The sequence below is a fragment of the Pseudomonas sp. 21615526 genome, from assembly GCF_013386245.1.
GTDB lineage: Bacteria > Pseudomonadota > Gammaproteobacteria > Pseudomonadales > Pseudomonadaceae > Aquipseudomonas.
In genome coordinates, this window is record NZ_JACAOM010000072.1 from 40837 (window position 1) to 57914 (window position 17078).

Below are 17078 nucleotides of genomic sequence, written 5' to 3' on the forward strand. Positions count from 1 at the left end.
CCGGTTACCCGGATCGGCCTTCTTCGTAAAGGGGCGGTTCAACGTTGGAGCTGTTTCCAGTCAGCGTCTGCAGGCGGTTGCCCTTGAGCCCCTGGCGGGACAAGACCATTTCCTTGAGGATTTCGCTGGCAAGCCTGGCAATCGCCTCCGGCCCTCGATGGTGTGCGCGGACGATGCCGGTCACCGCAAAGTGATCAGCTTCCGGGCCGCTGAGAATCGCGGAAAGCGTGCCATCGGCATGCAGGGTGCAGACGATTTTGTAGCTCGGCAGGCGCGCTGCCAGTGCTGATTCGATTTCGCTTTTACTCAGTGTGTCCATCAGCGCTACAACCTTTCACCGACCGTGCATGCCCAAGCATAGGTTGTGTCGCGCAGCTGTAAATACCGGCGATCTGATAGCAACTGCGGCGGCGGTTTCAACCCGCTTGCGGGATACACCGCGCTGGGGCAACGAACTTCAAGATGAAACCCAAAGCCGTCAGGATGAGGCTTTGCGGCGATCACTGTGAGGCGCGCGCCGGCACAGTCTGCGATGGACGGCGACCTGAATGGGCTTGAGGCAGAAGAAAAACAAGTACGCGCTCAGGAACAGCGTCAGGTCCAGCCATGAGTAGGCTTTGTCGGAGGAGCCTTCGATTTCGAACTTGAGGCCATACTCCAGCGCCACAAACGCCACGCTGATCAGCGTGACAATCAACCAAGACTTGGATAAGTAAGGCTGTTTAACGGTACGCCTCATCAACGTGCTCCTTGGCGCGCTGCAGACTGTAGGGGATTTGTCACGAGATTCGGCCCTGGAAAACTCCACAAGTTCCCTTTGTTTGCAGGCTGTTTCATGCGTTGAACGCAGCCAGCGACTATTACTGAGAAGTGTTCCTGCCATGTGTCATACAAAAGGGAGTACGCCTTATGTTGGTTCAGTGGTTTCTTGCAGCAGTCCATTTACTGGCATTCGCCATGGCTTTGTCGGCCGTGCTTGCGCGTGGCAAGGCATTGCGCGGTGTATCTGATAGTGACCCATCCACCCTGCGCCGCGTATTGATCGCGGACAACATCTGGGGAATCAGTGCCCTGGTGTTATTGGTAACCGGTGGCCTGCGGGCCTTCGGCGGCTACGAAAAGGGCAGTGATTATTACCTGCACCAGCCGTTGTTTCACGTGAAGATGACGCTGCTTGTATTAATTTTGTTACTGGAGCTCGCGCCGATGATTCGCTTTATCAAATGGCGCATCGCGTTGGCGCGTGGCACGCGCCTCGATTTGCACAAGGCAGGTCTTTTTGCGCGCATCAGCCATGTGCAGGCGTTACTGCTGGTGCTGATGATGATTGCAGCGAGTGGCATGGCACGCGGTGTCGGCCTGGGATGACGCTGGCCTGACGCTGGAACAAGGGAATAGGGCGCGCTGGCCGCGGGAAGCCGCGAACAGGCTGAAAGAGGTTTTCGCCAGCCGTTACAGTGAACGAAAGGGCTGGCTACTGGAGGCGCTTCAAGGTGTCTGGTTTTTATCCGGAGCCGTCAGGCCCGCCTGGATACGTTGGTAGATCTCCTCGCGATGCACGGCAACGTCCTTTGGAGCATTGATGCCGATTCTTACTTGCTGGCCGCTAACGCCCAGGATGGTGATCGTGATGTCATCACCGATGTTTATGCTTTCACCGACTTTGCGGGTGAGTATCAGCATGGACTTCTCCTTGATTGCTTTGAAGGACACATGTTTCAGACAGGGCAGATGTCGGATGTGTGTAGCTTACTGCGAAGCGCTTCCCTGTGGCTGCCTCTTTTAGGACGCATAGAGGCGGCATTAATTCCCATGCCGCCATCATACAGGTCTGCGATACATCATTCGCATTGTTTAAGCCAACGTTTATGACGGCCAGAATAGACAGTGAATGATAAAGTCGCCTCTTTGATCCTCTAAGGAGCAGGGTAGTGCGTAAAGTAGCGATGGCAATTGCGGTGTTGGCATTGGCCGGTTGCGGTGAAGGTAAAAGTGTCGACGCCCCCAAGGCCAGGCCTGCCGTTGCCGAGGCGCCCGCCCAGGCGCAACCTGCGGTCGGCGCGATCGCCTCTCAAGAATGGGATGTATGGGTGGGGCCGCCGGATCACAAGCTGCAGGCGATGACTGACCTGACCGCGTGGTTGCTGGAACACGGCTTCAGTTTCTATCTGGCGAAGGAAGACGGTAAGGACCAGGTGCTGCTGGGCCCATTCAGCACCAAGGCCGAGGCCGAGGCGAAACAAGCGCAGTTGACCGAGAAACTGGCCACTGCGAAGAAGAATGACACGGTGTCCGAGGTCATCGAACACAAGGTTGCGCAGTAAAGAGTCGACAAGCGGGAGGCCATGGCGCTCCCGCTTTTTTCGTTCAGCCGCAGGCTTTCAAGTTCACCGGGCCGACAAATTCATTGCCGCGCCCCATCACGCACGCCACGGTTTGATTGCGCTGGCGTTCCCAGGGCTGTACCGGGTAGGTCTTGTTCCAGGCTTCATACAGCTGGCGATCCTGTTTCGACAGGCGCAGGCCATACTGCTTACTCATATAGAAATACGTTCGGGCGATCATGCCGCGAATGGAAGGGCGGGGCATGACCTTCTTGGCCTTGAAGTCCACCTGGGTCAGGCATGATCCATATTGGCCGCTTTGTACCGGCAGCCAGCCAAAACTGAAATTGTTTCGGTCGCCATTCACCTCGCCGATGCTCGGCACCAGGTTGTGCAGGTCGGCTTCGGCCCGCTTGTAGACCGCGTCCTTGCGGGTGCAGTTCTTGCGCCCGCCATCCTGCCAGCACTGGCGCTGATGGCCGATCTGCCAGGCCGGAACAATGTGTTCCCATTCAATACGTGCCGCCCGGTTGGCGTTTTTGCGCGGGATATAGCCGCAGGCTTTCAGGTCTACCCGGTTGCCGTTGTATTTGCAGCCGCAATAGAACTCTGTGGATTGCGGTTCATACAGTTTCCAGGCGATTTTCTTGGCTTCGCTGAACGTCCTGGGGGCTTGGGCTTGAGCGGTAACAGCAAAAAACACACACAACAGACTGATAAAACGGACACTCATTGACTCAATCTTCCTTCGGCACAACCCAGAAAATCTGCACGCCGCCGTCATCGCGATAGGCGAGGGTGACGTTGTCGTTTTCTGCGATCTCCTCCAGTAGTCGTGCCCACTCGTCTTCCGGTTCCTCCGGCAAACGGAAGATCAACGCCGCCTTGTTCTTCTGGGCGTTGGTGGAATTGATGATTTTTTGCACGCGAACGGCCAGGCGTTGATAGGCGTCAGGCGCTGCGGGTGCTGCGGAAGAAGGCTTTGCCACGGAGTATTCCTTATTAGGCTGTACGTGCATACAGTATTTAACTGTGGGCAATTTCGCAACTGCTTAAAATTCAAGAAGTTCCTCTGACAGTGGTTTTGCCGATTTGGTGTAGGAACGCTTTGTTTTTCAAAGGTTTTTTTGCGCGGGGGATAAAGCGGGGGAAATCAGACCCGCTCGCGGTACGCCACGAGCGGGATGGCCCAACCGTTGCCGGCCGGGCCCGGGAGCGATCAATATTCCCAGAACATCCGTTGCAGTTCCTTGCTGTCCTGGGTCTTGGTCAGGGCGACCATGGCCAGGATGCGGGCTTTCTGCGGGTTCAGGTCATGGGCAACTACCCAGTCGTATTTGTCGTCTGGTTGTTCGGCGTTACGCAGAACGAAACCACCGGCATTCACGTGGGAAGAGCGAATGATCTGTACGCCTTGCTTGCGCAGTTCCTGCAGGGCAGGCACCACCTTGGACGACACCGAACCATTGCCGGTACCGGCGTGGATGATGGCTTTCGCGCCGGCCTGGGCCAGGGCCTTGTAGGCGGTGTCGCTTACGTTGCCATAGGAATAGGCGATTTCGACGTCCGGCAGGCTTTTGATGGTCTTGATGTCGAATTCCGAGTTCATGGTGTGACGCTTGGCTGGCAGGCGGAACCAGTAGGATTTGCCTTCTACCACCATGCCCAGCGGGCCCCATGGGCTCTTGAACGCTTCAGTCTTGATGTTGATCATCTTGCTGACGTCGCGACCCGACTGGATCTCGTCGTTCATGGTCACCAGTACGCCTTTGCCGCGGGCGTCCTTGCTGCCGGCGACGGCAACGGCGTTGTACAGGTTGAGCATGCCATCAGCCGACATGGCAGTGCCTGGGCGCATCGAGCCGACCACGACGATTGGCTTGTCGGTCTTTTCCACCAGGTTGAGGAAGTAGGCAGTCTCTTCCAGGGTGTCGGTACCGTGGGTGATCACGATGCCGTCGACGTCCTTGCTGTCGGCCAGTTCGGCGACACGACGACCCAGTTGCAGGAGGTTTTCGTTGGTGATGCTTTCGGAGGCAATTTGCAATACTTGTTCGCCGCGGACATTGGCGATCTGGCTAAGCTCAGGAACACCGGCGATCAATTGTTCGATGCCGACCTTGGCGGCCTGGTAGGTCGCACTGTTGGCCGCGCTGGCGCCGGCGCCGGCGATGGTGCCGCCGGTGGCAAGGATCACCACGTTGGACAGTTTTTGCTGGGTTTCAGCTTCTTTTGCCTGAGCGGCAACGGGGAACAACAGCAGGAGGGCTAACGCGCCCGGTACGAAAGTTTTCAACGCAGATTTCATTATTCTTCTCTCTAGTTTTGATGAGTGCTGATGCAGGTTCATCTAGAAACACCCGGGCGGTTCTGAGCGCCACGAGGTGCTGAGTAAGAGCAGGATTTGTACCAGCGGGATTTTGTTTGGCAATAGAATTTAACCTATTGATTTATATCTATATTTGTTTGATTTGTAAGTAAATGGCTTGGTCTTCTGTCCGGCTTTCCGAACAAAGCGGTGCACGGGTGTTCGGTTGTCCGAAAAGGATGACGGAAAAGTTTGGTTTTAAACGCAGGAGGCACGCCGCGACCTGTCGTTTCAGAGAACGATCCAGCAACGCGGATGTTTAAAGGGGGGACCGGATGGCTTCGAGGGCAGGGCGTAAAGCGGATTCACCAAAAGGCTGTTTTCTCCCGTTGACAAATCTCGACAAGCTTCTCATAGTTTGACCTAACGCAAACGTTTGCGAGATGTTTCACGGGGTGCTCCTCGAGTGTCGTGAAAGCTCGTATCAGCCGCCCGGGTGGGTTGGCTGCCGAAGCGTTCTTCGGTGCAAGCGTTGCTCACAATAATCATAAGATCGGAGTGAACCCATGAAGCTGCCATTTGCTGGACGTCTTCTTGCTGTCGCTGTGCTTGCTGCCGCATCCGCTGCCCTGCCTCTTTCCTCTGCATTTGCTGCCGAGACCGCCGCCAAACCCAAGGTCGGCCTGGTCATGAAATCCCTCGCCAACGAATTCTTCGTCACCATGCAGGACGGTGCCAAGGAATACCAGAAGGCCCACGCCGCCGATTTCGACATGATCACCAACGGGATCAAGAACGAAACCGATACCAGTGCACAGATCGATATCGTCAATCAGATGATCCTGTCCAAGGTTGACGCGATCGTCATTGCTCCCGCCGATTCGAAAGCCCTGGTCACCGTGCTGAAAAAGGCCTCCGACAAAGGCATCAAGATCGTCAACATCGACAACCGTCTTGATGTGGATGTACTGAAAAGCAAAAACCTTGATATCCCGTTCGTAGGTCCAGACAACCGCAAGGGCGCGCGCCTGGTCGGTGAAGAACTGGCCAAGCACCTCACCAAGGGTGACCAGGTTGGCATCATCGAAGGTGTGTCCACCACCACCAACGCCCAGCAGCGTACCGCTGGCTTCAAGGACGCGATGGATGCCGCCGGCATGAAGATCGTCTCCACCCAATCCGGTGAGTGGGAAATCGACAAGGGCAACGCGATTGCCGCTGCCATGCTCCAGGCAAACCCGAACATCAAGGCACTGCTGGCCGGTAACGACAACATGGCACTGGGCGCAGTATCCGCCGTACGTGGCGCCGGCAAGGCTGGCAAGGTGCTGGTCGTAGGCTACGACAACATCGAGGCCATCAAGCCGATGCTGCAGGACGGCCGTGTCCTGGCCACCGCCGACCAGGCTGCTGCCCAGCAAGCCGTTTTCGGTATCCAGAACGCTCTGAAGCTGGTCAAGGGTGAAAAAGTCGATGCCGTGGATGGCATGATCGAAACCCCGGTCGAACTCATCCTCAAGAAGTAATTCCCCGGCAGCACAAAACAGCGTCCGCTCACCCGAGCGGACGCCTGGAGACGTTCCTATGTCATCTTCCGCACCGAACGCTGTCCTCTCGGTCAGCGGTATCGGCAAGACCTATGCCCAACCGGTTCTGTCCGACATCACCCTGACGCTCAATCGTGGGGAAGTGTTGGCGCTTACCGGTGAGAATGGCGCGGGGAAAAGCACCCTGTCGAAAATCATCGGCGGGCTGGTCACCCCGACCGACGGCCAGATGCAGTTCAATGGCCAGGCCTACACGCCAGGCAGCCGGACCCAGGCTGAAGAGCAGGGCATCCGCATGGTCATGCAGGAGCTTAACCTGCTGCCAACCCTGACGGTCGCTGAAAACCTGTTCCTCGATAACCTGCCCAGCCACGGTGGCTGGATCAGCCGCAAGCAACTGCGCAAGGCCGCCATTGAAGCCATGGCCCAGGTCGGCCTGGACGCTATCGACCCGGACACCCTGGTCGGCAGCCTCGGCATCGGCCACCAACAGATGGTCGAGATCGCCCGCAACCTGATTGGCGACTGCCACGTACTGATCCTCGATGAACCTACGGCGATGCTGACCGCCCGTGAAGTCGAGATGCTGTTCGAACAAATCACCCGCCTGCAGGCCCGGGGCGTGGCGATTATCTATATTTCCCACCGGCTCGAAGAACTGGCCCGGGTTGCCCAGCGCATTGCGGTGCTGCGTGACGGCAAGCTGGTGTGTGTCGAGCCGATGGCCAACTACAACAGTGAGCAACTGGTCACGCTGATGGTGGGCCGCGAACTGGGCGAGAAAATCGACCTGGGCCCGCGCACCATCGGCGCGCCGCTGTTGACGGTAAAAGGCCTGACCCGCTCGGACAAGGTCCGCGACGTGTCGTTTGAAGTGCGTGCCGGCGAAATCTACGGCATCTCCGGCCTGATCGGTGCGGGCCGTACGGAGTTGCTGCGCCTGATCTTCGGCGCCGACCTGGCCGACAGCGGCACCGTTGCCCTGGGCACACCTGCGCAAGTCGTCAGCATTCGCTCGCCCGTCGACGCGGTTGGCCATGGCATCGCCCTGATCACCGAAGACCGCAAGGGCGAAGGCCTGCTGCTGACCCAATCCATCGGCGCCAACATTGCCTTGGGCAACATGCCGAAGGTGTCCAGCGGTGGCCTGGTGAACAGTCGTGACGAAACGGCCTTGGCCAAGCGCCAGGTCGACGCCATGCGTATCCGCAGTTCCAGTCCGGCGCAGCTGGTGTCCGAGCTGTCGGGTGGCAACCAGCAGAAGGTGGTGATTGGCCGCTGGCTGGAGCGCGATTGCGCGGTGATGCTGTTCGATGAACCGACCCGAGGCATCGACGTCGGCGCCAAATTCGATATCTATGCGTTGCTCGGCGACCTGACCCGCCAGGGCAAGGCGCTGGTGGTGGTGTCCAGCGACCTGCGTGAGTTGATGCTTATCTGCGACCGCATCGGCGTACTTTCCGCCGGGCGCCTGATCGAGACCTTCGAGCGCGACAGCTGGACCCAGGACGAATTGCTTGCCGCTGCTTTTGCCGGCTATCAGAAACGTGATGCGCTGCTCAACGACGCAGCGCCTAGGAATACCCCATGAAAACCACTTCCTCCCCCGCAAAACGTGGCGGCAACTTCTATGGCCTGGGCACCTACCTGGGCCTGGCCGGCGCCTTGCTGGCGATGATTGCGCTGTTCTCGTTCCTGAGCGACCACTTCCTCTCGTACGACACCTTCAGCACCCTGGCCAACCAGATTCCCGACCTGATGGTGTTGGCAGTCGGCATGACCTTCGTGCTGATCATCGGCGGCATCGACCTGTCGGTAGGCTCCGTGCTGGCCCTGGCCGCATCGGCCGTCAGCGTGGCGATTCTCGGCTGGGGCTGGAGTGTGTTGCCGGCAGCCGTACTGGGCATGGGCTGCGCCGCGTTGGCCGGGACCATTACCGGTTCGATCACAGTGGCCTGGCGGATCCCGTCGTTCATCGTGTCCCTCGGCGTGCTGGAAATGGCGCGCGGCGTGGCGTACCAGATGACCGGCTCGCGTACCGCATACATCGGTGATTCGTTTGCCTGGCTGTCCAACCCGGTGGCCTTCGGCATTTCACCTTCGTTCATCATCGCGTTGCTGGTGATCATCGCCGCGCAGCTGGTGCTGACCCGTACCGTGTTCGGTCGCTACCTGATCGGCATCGGCACCAACGAAGAGGCCGTGCGCCTGGCGGGTATCAATCCCAAGCCCTACAAGATCCTGGTGTTCAGCCTGATGGGCCTGCTGGCGGGTGTGGCGGCGCTGTTCCAGATTTCGCGCCTGGAAGCGGCCGATCCCAACGCCGGTTCCGGCCTGGAGCTGCAAGTGATCGCTGCGGTAGTGATCGGCGGCACCAGCCTGATGGGCGGGCGTGGCTCGGTCATCAGTACCTTCTTCGGCGTGCTGATCATCTCGGTACTGGCGGCAGGGCTGGCGCAGATTGGCGCCACCGAGCCGACCAAACGTATCATCACCGGTGCCGTGATCGTGATCGCGGTGGTGCTCGATACTTACCGCAGCCAGCGCGCCAGTCGGCGAGCCTGAGCCATGGCAACGATCAAGGATGTGGCCGCGCTGGCGGGGATTTCCTACACCACGGTGTCTCATGTGGTGAACAAGACGCGCCCGGTCAGCGAGCCGGTACGGATCAAGGTCGAGGCGGCCATCAAGCAGCTCGACTATGTGCCCAGTGCGGTCGCGCGCTCGCTGAAGGCCAAGACCACAGCCACCATCGGCCTGTTGGTGCCCAACAGCCTCAACCCGTATTTTGCGGAACTGGCCCGGGGCATCGAGGATTACTGCGAGCGTAACGGCTATTGCGTGATCCTCTGCAACTCCGACGATAATGCCGAAAAGCAGCGCAGCTACCTGAGGGTGCTGCTGGAAAAACGCATCGACGGCTTGATCGTGACCTCGGTGGGCGGCGACGACAGCGGCCTGGCGACAGGCCTCAAGGCGGTGCGCACGCCGATGGTCATCGTCGACCGTGCACTGGACGGGATCGATGTCGACCTGGTGCGCATCGACCACGAACAGGGTGCTTACCTGGCGACCCGGCACTTGCTCGATCTGGGTCATCGCGACATTGCCTGCATTGGTGGCCCGAGTCATACCCGCGTGGCGCAAATGCGGATGGCGGGCTACTACCGCGCCTTGGCCGAGGCGGGGCTCGAAGTGCCGGCCGGCCGTGTGCTGGAAAGTGATTTCACCAGTACCGGTGGTTACGCGGCCGCGGCGCAATTGCTGGCGGATAATCCCCCCAGCGCGATTTTTGCCGGCAACGACATGATTGGCTTCGGCGTCTTGCGCGCCGCTGCCGAACGTAATATCCGGGTGCCCGGTGAGCTGTCGGTGATCGGGTTTGATGATATCCAGATGAGCCAGTACGTGTACCCGGCGCTGACCACCGTGGGCCAGTCGATCCTGCAGCTGGGAGAGATGGCGGCCGAGCTTTTACTGCGACGAATTGCGACACCCCAATTGCCGATCGATCAACGCATCGTGACGCCGAGTATTGTCCTGCGCGAGTCGACGGCGCCGTTGGCCGGTGTGTTTGCCCAATACCGCTGAACCGAATTGATGAGTACTGATGTATGCCAGCAAAAGTAGTGGTAATAGGCAGCCTGAACATGGACCTGGTCACCCGGGCCAGTCGGCTGCCCCGCGCCGGTGAAACCCTGATCGGCCAATCGTTTTCCACCGTTCCCGGCGGCAAGGGCGCGAACCAGGCGGTCGCTTCGGCGCGCCTCGGGGCTGAGGTCGCCATGGTCGGCTGCGTGGGCACCGATGCCTATGGCGCGCAATTGCGCGACGCGTTGCTGGTGGAGGGCATTGATTGCCAGGCCGTCAGCACCGTCGACGGTTCCAGCGGCGTGGCGCTGATCGTGGTGGATGACAGCAGCCAGAATGCGATCGTTATTGTCGCCGGTAGCAATGGCGAGCTGACCCCAGCCAAATTACAGGCATTTGACAGTGTGCTGCAGGCTGCCGACGTGATTGTCTGCCAGCTGGAAACGCCGATGGAGACTGTCGGCCATGCCCTCAAGCGCGGTCGCGAGCTGGGCAAGACGGTGATCCTGAACCCGGCGCCGGCCAGTGGTCCGCTGCCCGAGGATTGGTACGCCGCCATCGACTACCTGATTCCCAATGAAAGCGAAGCCTCGGCCTTGAGCGGCGTGGTGGTCGACTCGCTGGACAGCGCCAAGGCCGCCGCCACACGCCTGATCAAGGCCGGTGCTGGCAAAGTGATCATTACCCTCGGCTCCGAAGGCGCGTTGTTTGCCGATGGCCAAGGCTTCGAGCACCTGGTCGCGCCCAAGGTCAAGGCGGTCGATACCACGGCTGCCGGTGACACCTTCGTCGGCGGTTTCGCAGCCGCGCTGGCCAACGGCAGGAGCGAGGCCGAGGCCATTCGTTTCGGCCAGGTAGCCGCCGCGCTGTCCGTGACCCGCGCGGGTGCGCAACCCTCTATTCCCACATTGCATGACGTCCAAGGTTTTGTGCCCTCATGAAAAAGACTCCCTTGCTCAATATCGCGCTGTCGCGGGTGATCGCATCCCTTGGCCATGGCGACATTCTGGTGATCGGTGATGCCGGCTTGCCGGTGCCGCCGGGTGTCGAGCTGATCGACCTGGCGCTGACCAAAGGCATTCCGGATTTCGTCAGTACCTTGCGCATCGTCCTCAGCGAGATGCAGGTGGAAAGCCACGTGCTCGCGGAAGAAATCCTGCTCAAGCAACCGCCGGCCCTGGCGGATCTCAATACCCTGACCGAACAGGCCGCCCTCGGCGAGCGCCGCCTGGTCAGCCATGAAGAGTTCAAGCAGCTCAGCCGCAAGGCGAGGGCGGTGGTGCGCACCGGCGAGTGCCAGCCCTACTGCAATATCGCGCTGGTTTCCGGCGTAACGTTCTAGAATTCCCCAACGACAAGGAGTGCGTCATGCAACGTGGTACCCAAACCCTGCGACACCTGTTCCGGAGTGTGCTGCTTTTGTCCGTGCTAACTGCTGCAAGCGCCCACGCGGCGGAAAAAATCGACCTGATCATCGACACCGACCCCGGTGCCGACGACGTGGTTGCCTTGCTGTTCGCCATGGCTTCGCCCGATGAACTGCAGATCCGCGCGCTGACCACCGTTGCCGGTAACGTGCGCCTCGACAAGACCTCCCGCAACGCACGCCTGGCCCGCGAATGGGCAGGGCGCGAGGACATCCCGGTATATGCCGGTGCACCGAAACCGATGCTGCGCACGCCGATCTACGCTGAAAACATCCATGGCAAGGAAGGCATCTCCGGCGTCACCGTGCATGAGCCGAAAAAAGGCCTGGCCGAAGGCAATGCCGTTGATTACCTGATCAAGACCCTCAGCACCGCCAAGCCCCACAGCATCACCATCGCCATGCTCGGTCCGCAGACCAACCTGGCGCTGGCATTGACCCAGGCGCCGGAGATCACTCAAGGCATCAAGGAAGTGGTGGTGATGGGCGGCGCGCACTTCAACGGCGGCAATATCACGCCGGTGGCCGAGTTCAACCTGTTCGCCGACCCGATCGCGGCCGAGATCGTGCTCAAGAGCGGCGTCAAGCTGACCTACCTGCCGTTGGACGTGACCCACAAGGTCCTGACCAGCGACGCACGCCTGAAGCAAATCGCTGCGCTGAACAACAACGCGAGCAAGGTGGTGGGCGATATTCTCAATGAATACGTCAAGGGCGACATGGAGCACTACGGCATCCCGGGCGGCCCGGTGCATGACGCTACCGTCATTGCCTACCTGCTCAAGCCTGCGCTGTTCAGCGGCCGTGAGGTCAACGTGGTGGTGGACAGCCGTGAAGGCCCGACCTTCGGCCAGACCATCGTCGACTGGTACGATGGCCTGAAACAACCGAAGAACGCGTTCTGGGTTGAAAATGGCGATGCCCAGGGCTTCTTCGATCTGCTGACCGAACGCCTTGGTCGCCTGAAGTAAACAGCCTGCCGGTCGACGTTCGTCGGCCGGGTCTTATTCGCGCTCGGGGTCTGGCGCCCCCATGTGATCGGCCGGGTATTTCTCGAATACCTGGCCGATGAATGCCTGCGCGGCCTGTGTGCCCAGTTCCTTGACCAGCAGGTCGATACCGATGATTGCCAACTCCTCCGGGCTGCCCGGGCTATAGGAGCTTTGCCCTTGGGGCCACTTGGCTTTGATGTCGGCGTGGATCGTGACGATGGTCATGGGTGTCTCGCGAGGCTGAAAGGCGGTTAGTGCGTTCTGCGTGTGGAGTTAACCATTTTGCGCCGTGTTTGGCACTGCTACTTAGGCATGAGGGGAGGGCTGTGCGACACTGTCCGCTTGTTTAATTGCCAGGGCAAACCGCGTGCAGATCGACTTGAACAACCCCGTCAACCTGACGCTGGACGCTGTGCGGCAGCTGCTTGCGTCCGCCAGTGACAACGTTCACACCCAATTGCGCGTTACCAAGGCCGGCATTGCCTACATTTCTTCGGGCGTGGTGGGTGGCGTCGATATCGACGGCCTTCTGTTTCGCCTGGAGACCTGGGCGGCGGGTTCGGGTTATGTCGGCAACGTCGCAGCCAGCGACGAGGTGTGGGTGATGCAGATTTTCAACGCGCTCAAGCAGAATTGGCCAACCCCGCCGTTTGATTACATCGACATCTACTGAGTGCGTTCATATCTGGTGACGATTGATTCGCCAGCGCCCGGTGTCGACTCAGGCAGACTGGCCCACAGCCAATTGTGACAATTCTGAAACCAATCGGCCAAACCACGGTCGCACGATCTCTGTCCATTTTTTCTCAAAGGAGGCTTCATGCCTTGGAAGCTCGCATCATTCGGTACTTTGTTGGCTGCGCTCGCCTTGTCGGGTTGCAGCACCCCGGGTACCTCTGAGCCAGCCAAAGACACTGCTGTGACCGATGCTGGTCATAGCCGCTGTGAGGCGAAGGCTGCCGAGTTCGCAATCGGCCAGAAAGCTTCGCCACAATTGCTGGAACAGGCCCGTAGCCGCGCCGGAGCGCAGAACGCACGCATTCTCAAGCCAGATGACATGGTCACGCTGGAATACCGCTCCGATCGCCTGAACCTCAATACCGATGACAATCTTGTGATCAATCGGGTCAATTGCGGCTGATTGCTCCAGCGCTTTTCTCCAGGCCATAAAAAACCCCGTCACATGGACGGGGTTTTTTTAGTTCGGCGCAGAATTACTCTGGGCGAACCTGTGCAGCTTGCATACCCTTTTGGCCTTTCTCAGCCACGAAGGAAACGGTTTGGCCTTCTTTCAGGCTTTTGAAACCGTCGCTTTCGATAGCTTTGAAGTGTACGAACAGGTCGTCACCGCCACCTTGAGGAGTGATGAAGCCGAAGCCTTTTTCATCGTTGAACCATTTAACGGTGCCGGTTTGGCGATTAGACATGGTGTATCTCCAAGAAACATATATTTTCAGTAGTGCTGTGCTGCTCAGGCCAACTGGGCACACCGAGCTATCATAGTCGAAATGTTCGGCTTGGGAGCCCCCCCAAGGCATTGTTTGCTAATCAATCGCGTTGTGTTTCATGCCTTGGCTGGCTGAAAGCCCCGATCTACGGGGCTTTCAGGCGAAATATCAGCTGTTAAAAAAAGCCGTAAAAGCTGCGTAATTTGTGAGAAATGGCAGTTTTCATGGCGATTTCTGGTCCTTCAGCCGGTCTGGCAGGGTGTAAAAATTACTTTTTCTTCACGACTTTGCAGGACGAAATAGCCGTCACAGCTTTGGTCTTGAGCGCGGGATCTGCGTTCTGGTTGGTCATGAGTTCCTTGATTTCGGCACTGCTCAATTCGGCATTGATTTTGTCCGCGCCACATTCACAATGGTCTTTGGCGGTTTTGGCATCAACACTTTGCTGGGCGGCTGCGCTGCAATCCTTGATGAAGCTGTCCCGCGCACCGGCAGGCCAGTTCGACGGGGCTGCGGCGTGCGCACCCAGGGACATGAGGGTCAGGGATGCAGCAAGGGCGAAAGTCGAGGTAAAACGCATAATCAAATGCTCCTGGAGTCGTGGACGAACGGCGATTCTCGGTGTGTTTGAGGGTTGCCGTACAGTTCAAGTTCACTTTTGCCCTTAAAAGCCGGGAATTTTCATTTCGTGAAGCGGCTTCGGCGCCATGACCGTTCATCTGTGCTAGCATCTTTCGCTTGGCTATTTTCCGGCGCGCCCTATGCCGCCTTGCCAAGGTCTTTTTTGTTTAACTCCAGTCACTCTGGTTCGATTATCGGTTGGCCGAAAGGCTCCTGCCGCTGTAAGGCAGGCGTTCATCACTGAACGGCCTGGTATTGGATCTTGTACTGGCTCATCCCAACCCACGTGACCTTTGGTAGGGGTCACCACTAGGAGAGGAGGCGCCATGCCAACTATTACTCTTCCCGACGGCAGTCAACGTTCATTCGATCATTCGGTTTCCGTAGCCGAGGTCGCCGCATCCATTGGTGCCGGCCTGGCCAAGGCCACCGTGGCCGGCAAGGTCGACGGCAAGCTGGTTGACGCCAGCGACCTGATCACCGGCGATGCCAGCCTGCAAATCATTACGCCCAAGGATCAAGAGGGGCTGGAGATCATTCGCCACTCTTGCGCGCACCTGATTGGCCATGCGGTCAAGCAACTGTACCCAACCGCGAAGATGGTCATCGGCCCGGTCATCGACGAAGGCTTCTATTACGACATCGCCTACGAGCGTCCTTTCACCCCGGACGACCTGGCGGCCATCGAGCAGCGCATGCACGCGCTGATCGAAAAAGATTACGACGTCATCAAGAAAGTCACTCCGCGTGCCGAAGTGATCGACGTGTTCACCGCCCGCGGCGAAGACTACAAGCTGCGCCTGGTGGAAGACATGCCGGACGAGCAGGCCATGGGCCTGTATTACCACGAAGAATATGTCGACATGTGCCGTGGCCCGCACGTGCCGAACACACGCTTCCTCAAGTCGTTCAAGCTGACCAAGCTGTCCGGTGCCTACTGGCGCGGTGACGCGAAGAACGAACAACTGCAGCGGATCTACGGCACTGCCTGGGCTGACAAGAAGCAGCTGGCGGCCTACATCCAGCGCATCGAAGAAGCCGAAAAACGCGACCATCGCAAGATCGGCAAGCGCCTGAACCTGTTCCACCTCCAGGAAGAAGCGCCGGGCATGGTGTTCTGGCACCCGAACGGCTGGACCCTGTACCAGGTGCTCGAGCAGTACATGCGCAAGGTTCAGCGCGACAACGGCTACCTGGAGATCAAGACGCCGCAAGTCGTTGACCGCAGCCTGTGGGAGAAATCCGGGCACTGGGCCAACTACGCCGACAACATGTTCACCACCCAGTCGGAAAACCGCGACTACGCCATCAAGCCGATGAACTGCCCGTGCCACGTACAGGTGTTCAACCAGGGCCTGAAGAGCTACCGCGAGTTGCCGATGCGCCTGGCCGAGTTCGGTGCCTGCCACCGTAACGAGCCATCGGGTGCACTGCACGGCATCATGCGCGTGCGCGGCTTCACTCAGGATGACGCCCACATCTTCTGCACCGAAGAGCAGATGCAGGCCGAATCCGCTGCGTTCATCAAGCTGACCATGGACGTGTACCGCGATTTCGGTTTCACCGAAGTCGAGATGAAGCTGTCCACTCGTCCGGAAAAACGCGTCGGTTCCGACGAGCTGTGGGATCGCGCCGAAGCTGCACTGGCCGCAGCGCTGGACAGTGCGGGGCTTGCATACGACTTGCAGCCGGGCGAGGGCGCGTTCTACGGTCCGAAGATCGAGTTCTCGCTGAAAGATTGCCTTGGTCGCGTCTGGCAGTGTGGTACCCTGCAGCTCGATTTTAACCTGCCGATCCGTCTGGGAGCCGAATACGTCTCCGAAGACAACAGCCGTAAACACCCGGTTATGCTGCACCGGGCGATCCTCGGCTCGTTCGAACGGTTCGTCGGGATCCTGATCGAGCACTACGAGGGTGCATTCCCTGCGTGGCTGGCTCCGACCCAGGCAGTGATCATGAATATCACTGATAAACAGGCAGATTTTGCCGCTGAAGTTGAAAAAACTCTCAATGAAAGCGGATTTCGTGCCAAGTCCGACTTGAGAAATGAAAAGATCGGCTTTAAAATCCGCGAGCATACTTTGCTCAAGGTTCCCTATCTTTTGGTTATCGGAGATCGGGAAGTCGAGATGCAGACTGTCGCTGTGCGTACTCGTGAAGGTGCTGACCTGGGCTCGATGCCCGTCGCCCAGTTCGCTGAGTTCCTCGCGCAAGCGGTTTCCCGGCGTGGTCGCCCAGATTCGGAGTAATTATTATTAAGCGTGAAATGAGACAAGATAAACGAGCTGCACCGAAAGCCCCGATCAACGAGAATATCTCGGCACGCGAGGTTCGGTTAATTGGCGCTGACGGCGAGCAGATTGGCATCGTCTCGATTGATGAAGCGCTTCGTATTGCTGAAGAGTCCAAATTGGACCTGGTGGAAATCTCCGCCGACGCAATCCCACCCGTTTGCCGGGTGATGGACTACGGCAAGTCGATCTTCGAGAAGAAGAAGCAGATTGCCGCGGCGAAGAAGAACCAGAAGCAGATTCAAGTAAAAGAAATCAAGTTTCGTCCAGGGACGGAGGAAGGGGATTACCAGGTAAAACTGCGCAACCTGGTACGTTTCCTGAGTGATGGGGACAGGGCCAAGGTATCCTTGCGATTCCGCGGCCGTGAGATGGCCCACCAGGAGCTGGGGATGGAACTCCTCAAGCGGGTTGAAGCTGACCTGCTCGAGTACGGTTCGGTCGAACAGCATCCTAAGATGGAAGGACGCCAGCTTATTATGGTCATCGCCCCGAAAAAGAAGAAGTAATCAATAGGGCACGGCAGGCCT

22 protein-coding genes are annotated in these 17078 nt (G+C 58.7%); 13 read left to right on the forward strand and 9 right to left on the reverse strand.

All coding sequences use genetic code 11. The features are described from left to right. Positions 1 to 4 precede the first annotated feature (4 nt). Both HX786_RS20660 and HX786_RS20665 read right to left on the reverse strand, forming a co-directional pair. Entirely contained in the window at positions 5 to 319 is a 315-nt protein-coding gene (locus HX786_RS20660; protein WP_003219980.1) for a hypothetical protein, read from the reverse strand. Between the two features lie 159 nt (positions 320 to 478). After that, positions 479 to 739, reverse strand: coding sequence for a hypothetical protein (locus tag HX786_RS20665; protein ID WP_003219977.1), 261 nt, complete (start codon positions 737 to 739; stop codon positions 479 to 481). 170 nt (positions 740 to 909) lie between these two features. On the opposite strand from HX786_RS20665, the gene HX786_RS20670 reads away from it, so the two are divergent. After that, positions 910 to 1368, forward strand: a complete 459-nt coding sequence (locus tag HX786_RS20670; protein WP_003219974.1) for a DUF2214 family protein — start codon at positions 910 to 912, stop codon at positions 1366 to 1368. A 120-nt stretch (positions 1369 to 1488) separates the two neighbouring features. On the opposite strand, the gene csrA is transcribed toward HX786_RS20670, so the two are convergent. Beyond that, positions 1489 to 1683, reverse strand: coding sequence for a carbon storage regulator CsrA (gene csrA / locus HX786_RS20675; protein WP_003192511.1), 195 nt, complete (start codon positions 1681 to 1683; stop codon positions 1489 to 1491). 263 nt (positions 1684 to 1946) lie between these two features. Here csrA and HX786_RS20680 point away from each other — a divergent pair, with 263 nt between their 5' ends. Then, complete coding sequence (locus tag HX786_RS20680) at positions 1947 to 2324, forward strand: hypothetical protein (protein ID WP_032899812.1); 378 nt, start codon at positions 1947 to 1949, stop codon at positions 2322 to 2324. A 43-nt stretch (positions 2325 to 2367) separates the two neighbouring features. Here the strand turns inward: HX786_RS20680 and HX786_RS20685 are convergent, their stop codons facing one another. The 3 genes from HX786_RS20685 to HX786_RS20695 all read right to left on the reverse strand — a co-directional run bounded on the left by HX786_RS20685 (position 2368) and on the right by HX786_RS20695 (position 4632). Next, positions 2368 to 3057, reverse strand: coding sequence for an endonuclease (locus tag HX786_RS20685; RefSeq protein WP_008438696.1), 690 nt, complete (start codon positions 3055 to 3057; stop codon positions 2368 to 2370). Positions 3058 to 3061: 4 nt separating this feature from the next. After that, a complete protein-coding gene (locus HX786_RS20690) occupies positions 3062 to 3313 on the reverse strand; it encodes a DUF1654 domain-containing protein (protein ID WP_008438695.1) in 252 nt (83 codons plus the stop codon). A 230-nt stretch (positions 3314 to 3543) separates the two neighbouring features. Further along, positions 3544 to 4632 carry an asparaginase gene (locus tag HX786_RS20695; protein WP_003219965.1) on the reverse strand — a complete coding sequence of 363 codons (1089 nt, stop codon included), beginning with the start codon at positions 4630 to 4632 and terminating at the stop codon, positions 3544 to 3546. Between the two features lie 566 nt (positions 4633 to 5198). Between HX786_RS20695 and HX786_RS20700 the strand changes: the two genes are divergently transcribed. From HX786_RS20700 to HX786_RS20730, 7 genes are read left to right on the forward strand one after another with little or no spacing between them, the layout of a single operon-like run. Next, positions 5199 to 6158: a sugar ABC transporter substrate-binding protein gene (locus tag HX786_RS20700; protein ID WP_003219963.1), complete on the forward strand. Its 960-nt coding sequence runs from the start codon at positions 5199 to 5201 to the stop codon at positions 6156 to 6158. A gap of 58 nt (positions 6159 to 6216) precedes the next feature. Continuing rightward, positions 6217 to 7770 carry a sugar ABC transporter ATP-binding protein gene (locus tag HX786_RS20705; RefSeq protein WP_008438693.1) on the forward strand — a complete coding sequence of 518 codons (1554 nt, stop codon included), beginning with the start codon at positions 6217 to 6219 and terminating at the stop codon, positions 7768 to 7770. Next, entirely contained in the window at positions 7767 to 8744 is a 978-nt protein-coding gene (locus HX786_RS20710; protein ID WP_003219960.1) for an ABC transporter permease, read from the forward strand. Before HX786_RS20705 ends, HX786_RS20710 begins: the two co-directional genes overlap by 4 nt. Positions 8745 to 8747: 3 nt before the next feature. Continuing rightward, positions 8748 to 9770 (forward strand): LacI family DNA-binding transcriptional regulator, encoded by a 1023-nt coding sequence (locus tag HX786_RS20715; protein ID WP_003219958.1) that lies wholly within the window; start codon positions 8748 to 8750, stop codon positions 9768 to 9770. 23 nt (positions 9771 to 9793) lie between these two features. Further along, complete coding sequence (gene rbsK / locus HX786_RS20720) at positions 9794 to 10711, forward strand: ribokinase (protein ID WP_008438691.1); 918 nt, start codon at positions 9794 to 9796, stop codon at positions 10709 to 10711. After that, positions 10708 to 11112 carry a D-ribose pyranase gene (gene rbsD, locus HX786_RS20725; RefSeq protein ID WP_008438690.1) on the forward strand — a complete coding sequence of 135 codons (405 nt, stop codon included), beginning with the start codon at positions 10708 to 10710 and terminating at the stop codon, positions 11110 to 11112. The genes rbsK and rbsD overlap by 4 nt, the downstream gene beginning before the upstream one ends. A 26-nt stretch (positions 11113 to 11138) precedes the next feature. Beyond that, positions 11139 to 12167: a nucleoside hydrolase gene (locus HX786_RS20730; protein ID WP_003219953.1), complete on the forward strand. Its 1029-nt coding sequence runs from the start codon at positions 11139 to 11141 to the stop codon at positions 12165 to 12167. Between the two features lie 33 nt (positions 12168 to 12200). Here the strand turns inward: HX786_RS20730 and HX786_RS20735 are convergent, their stop codons facing one another. Continuing rightward, complete coding sequence (locus HX786_RS20735) at positions 12201 to 12413, reverse strand: hypothetical protein (protein ID WP_076014608.1); 213 nt, start codon at positions 12411 to 12413, stop codon at positions 12201 to 12203. Between the two features lie 142 nt (positions 12414 to 12555). Here HX786_RS20735 and HX786_RS20740 point away from each other — a divergent pair, with 142 nt between their 5' ends. Together HX786_RS20740 and HX786_RS20745 are read left to right on the forward strand one after the other, a co-directional pair. Continuing rightward, complete coding sequence (locus tag HX786_RS20740) at positions 12556 to 12861, forward strand: hypothetical protein (protein WP_177040466.1); 306 nt, start codon at positions 12556 to 12558, stop codon at positions 12859 to 12861. Positions 12862 to 13008: 147 nt separating this feature from the next. Beyond that, a complete protein-coding gene (locus HX786_RS20745) occupies positions 13009 to 13329 on the forward strand; it encodes an I78 family peptidase inhibitor (RefSeq protein ID WP_008438688.1) in 321 nt (106 codons plus the stop codon). A gap of 73 nt (positions 13330 to 13402) precedes the next feature. Here HX786_RS20745 and HX786_RS20750 read toward each other — a convergent pair whose 3' ends face one another. Then, positions 13403 to 13615 carry a cold-shock protein gene (locus HX786_RS20750; RefSeq protein WP_003179963.1) on the reverse strand — a complete coding sequence of 71 codons (213 nt, stop codon included), beginning with the start codon at positions 13613 to 13615 and terminating at the stop codon, positions 13403 to 13405. A 289-nt stretch (positions 13616 to 13904) separates the two neighbouring features. Further along, entirely contained in the window at positions 13905 to 14219 is a 315-nt protein-coding gene (locus HX786_RS20755; RefSeq protein WP_080673250.1) for a hypothetical protein, read from the reverse strand. A gap of 364 nt (positions 14220 to 14583) precedes the next feature. Between HX786_RS20755 and thrS the strand changes: the two genes are divergently transcribed. Further along, positions 14584 to 16506, forward strand: coding sequence for a threonine--tRNA ligase (gene thrS / locus HX786_RS20760; protein ID WP_003219944.1), 1923 nt, complete (start codon positions 14584 to 14586; stop codon positions 16504 to 16506). After that, complete coding sequence (infC, locus tag HX786_RS20765) at positions 16506 to 17057, forward strand: translation initiation factor IF-3 (protein ID WP_169875357.1); 552 nt, start codon at positions 16506 to 16508, stop codon at positions 17055 to 17057. Before thrS ends, infC begins: the two co-directional genes overlap by 1 nt. The last annotated feature ends 21 nt before the right edge of the window (positions 17058 to 17078 follow it).

Excerpts from the sequence above, each read along its gene's own strand:
- HX786_RS20660 (WP_003219980.1), bottom strand. The coding sequence starts at position 319 with ATGGACACACTGAGTAAAAGCGAAATCGAATCAGCACTGGCAGCGCGC.
- HX786_RS20665 (WP_003219977.1), bottom strand. The coding sequence starts at position 739 with ATGAGGCGTACCGTTAAACAGCCTTACTTATCCAAGTCTTGGTTGATT.
- HX786_RS20670 (WP_003219974.1), top strand. The coding sequence starts at position 910 with ATGTTGGTTCAGTGGTTTCTTGCAGCAGTCCATTTACTGGCATTCGCC.
- csrA (WP_003192511.1), bottom strand. The coding sequence starts at position 1,683 with ATGCTGATACTCACCCGCAAAGTCGGTGAAAGCATAAACATCGGTGAT.
- HX786_RS20680 (WP_032899812.1), top strand. The coding sequence starts at position 1,947 with ATGGCAATTGCGGTGTTGGCATTGGCCGGTTGCGGTGAAGGTAAAAGT.
- HX786_RS20685 (WP_008438696.1), bottom strand. The coding sequence starts at position 3,057 with ATGAGTGTCCGTTTTATCAGTCTGTTGTGTGTGTTTTTTGCTGTTACC.
- HX786_RS20695 (WP_003219965.1), bottom strand. The coding sequence starts at position 4,632 with ATGAAATCTGCGTTGAAAACTTTCGTACCGGGCGCGTTAGCCCTCCTG.
- HX786_RS20700 (WP_003219963.1), top strand. The coding sequence starts at position 5,199 with ATGAAGCTGCCATTTGCTGGACGTCTTCTTGCTGTCGCTGTGCTTGCT.
- HX786_RS20705 (WP_008438693.1), top strand. The coding sequence starts at position 6,217 with ATGTCATCTTCCGCACCGAACGCTGTCCTCTCGGTCAGCGGTATCGGC.
- HX786_RS20710 (WP_003219960.1), top strand. The coding sequence starts at position 7,767 with ATGAAAACCACTTCCTCCCCCGCAAAACGTGGCGGCAACTTCTATGGC.
- HX786_RS20715 (WP_003219958.1), top strand. The coding sequence starts at position 8,748 with ATGGCAACGATCAAGGATGTGGCCGCGCTGGCGGGGATTTCCTACACC.
- rbsK (WP_008438691.1), top strand. The coding sequence starts at position 9,794 with ATGCCAGCAAAAGTAGTGGTAATAGGCAGCCTGAACATGGACCTGGTC.
- rbsD (WP_008438690.1), top strand. The coding sequence starts at position 10,708 with ATGAAAAAGACTCCCTTGCTCAATATCGCGCTGTCGCGGGTGATCGCA.
- HX786_RS20730 (WP_003219953.1), top strand. The coding sequence starts at position 11,139 with ATGCAACGTGGTACCCAAACCCTGCGACACCTGTTCCGGAGTGTGCTG.
- HX786_RS20735 (WP_076014608.1), bottom strand. The coding sequence starts at position 12,413 with ATGACCATCGTCACGATCCACGCCGACATCAAAGCCAAGTGGCCCCAA.
- HX786_RS20745 (WP_008438688.1), top strand. The coding sequence starts at position 13,009 with ATGCCTTGGAAGCTCGCATCATTCGGTACTTTGTTGGCTGCGCTCGCC.
- HX786_RS20750 (WP_003179963.1), bottom strand. The coding sequence starts at position 13,615 with ATGTCTAATCGCCAAACCGGCACCGTTAAATGGTTCAACGATGAAAAA.
- thrS (WP_003219944.1), top strand. The coding sequence starts at position 14,584 with ATGCCAACTATTACTCTTCCCGACGGCAGTCAACGTTCATTCGATCAT.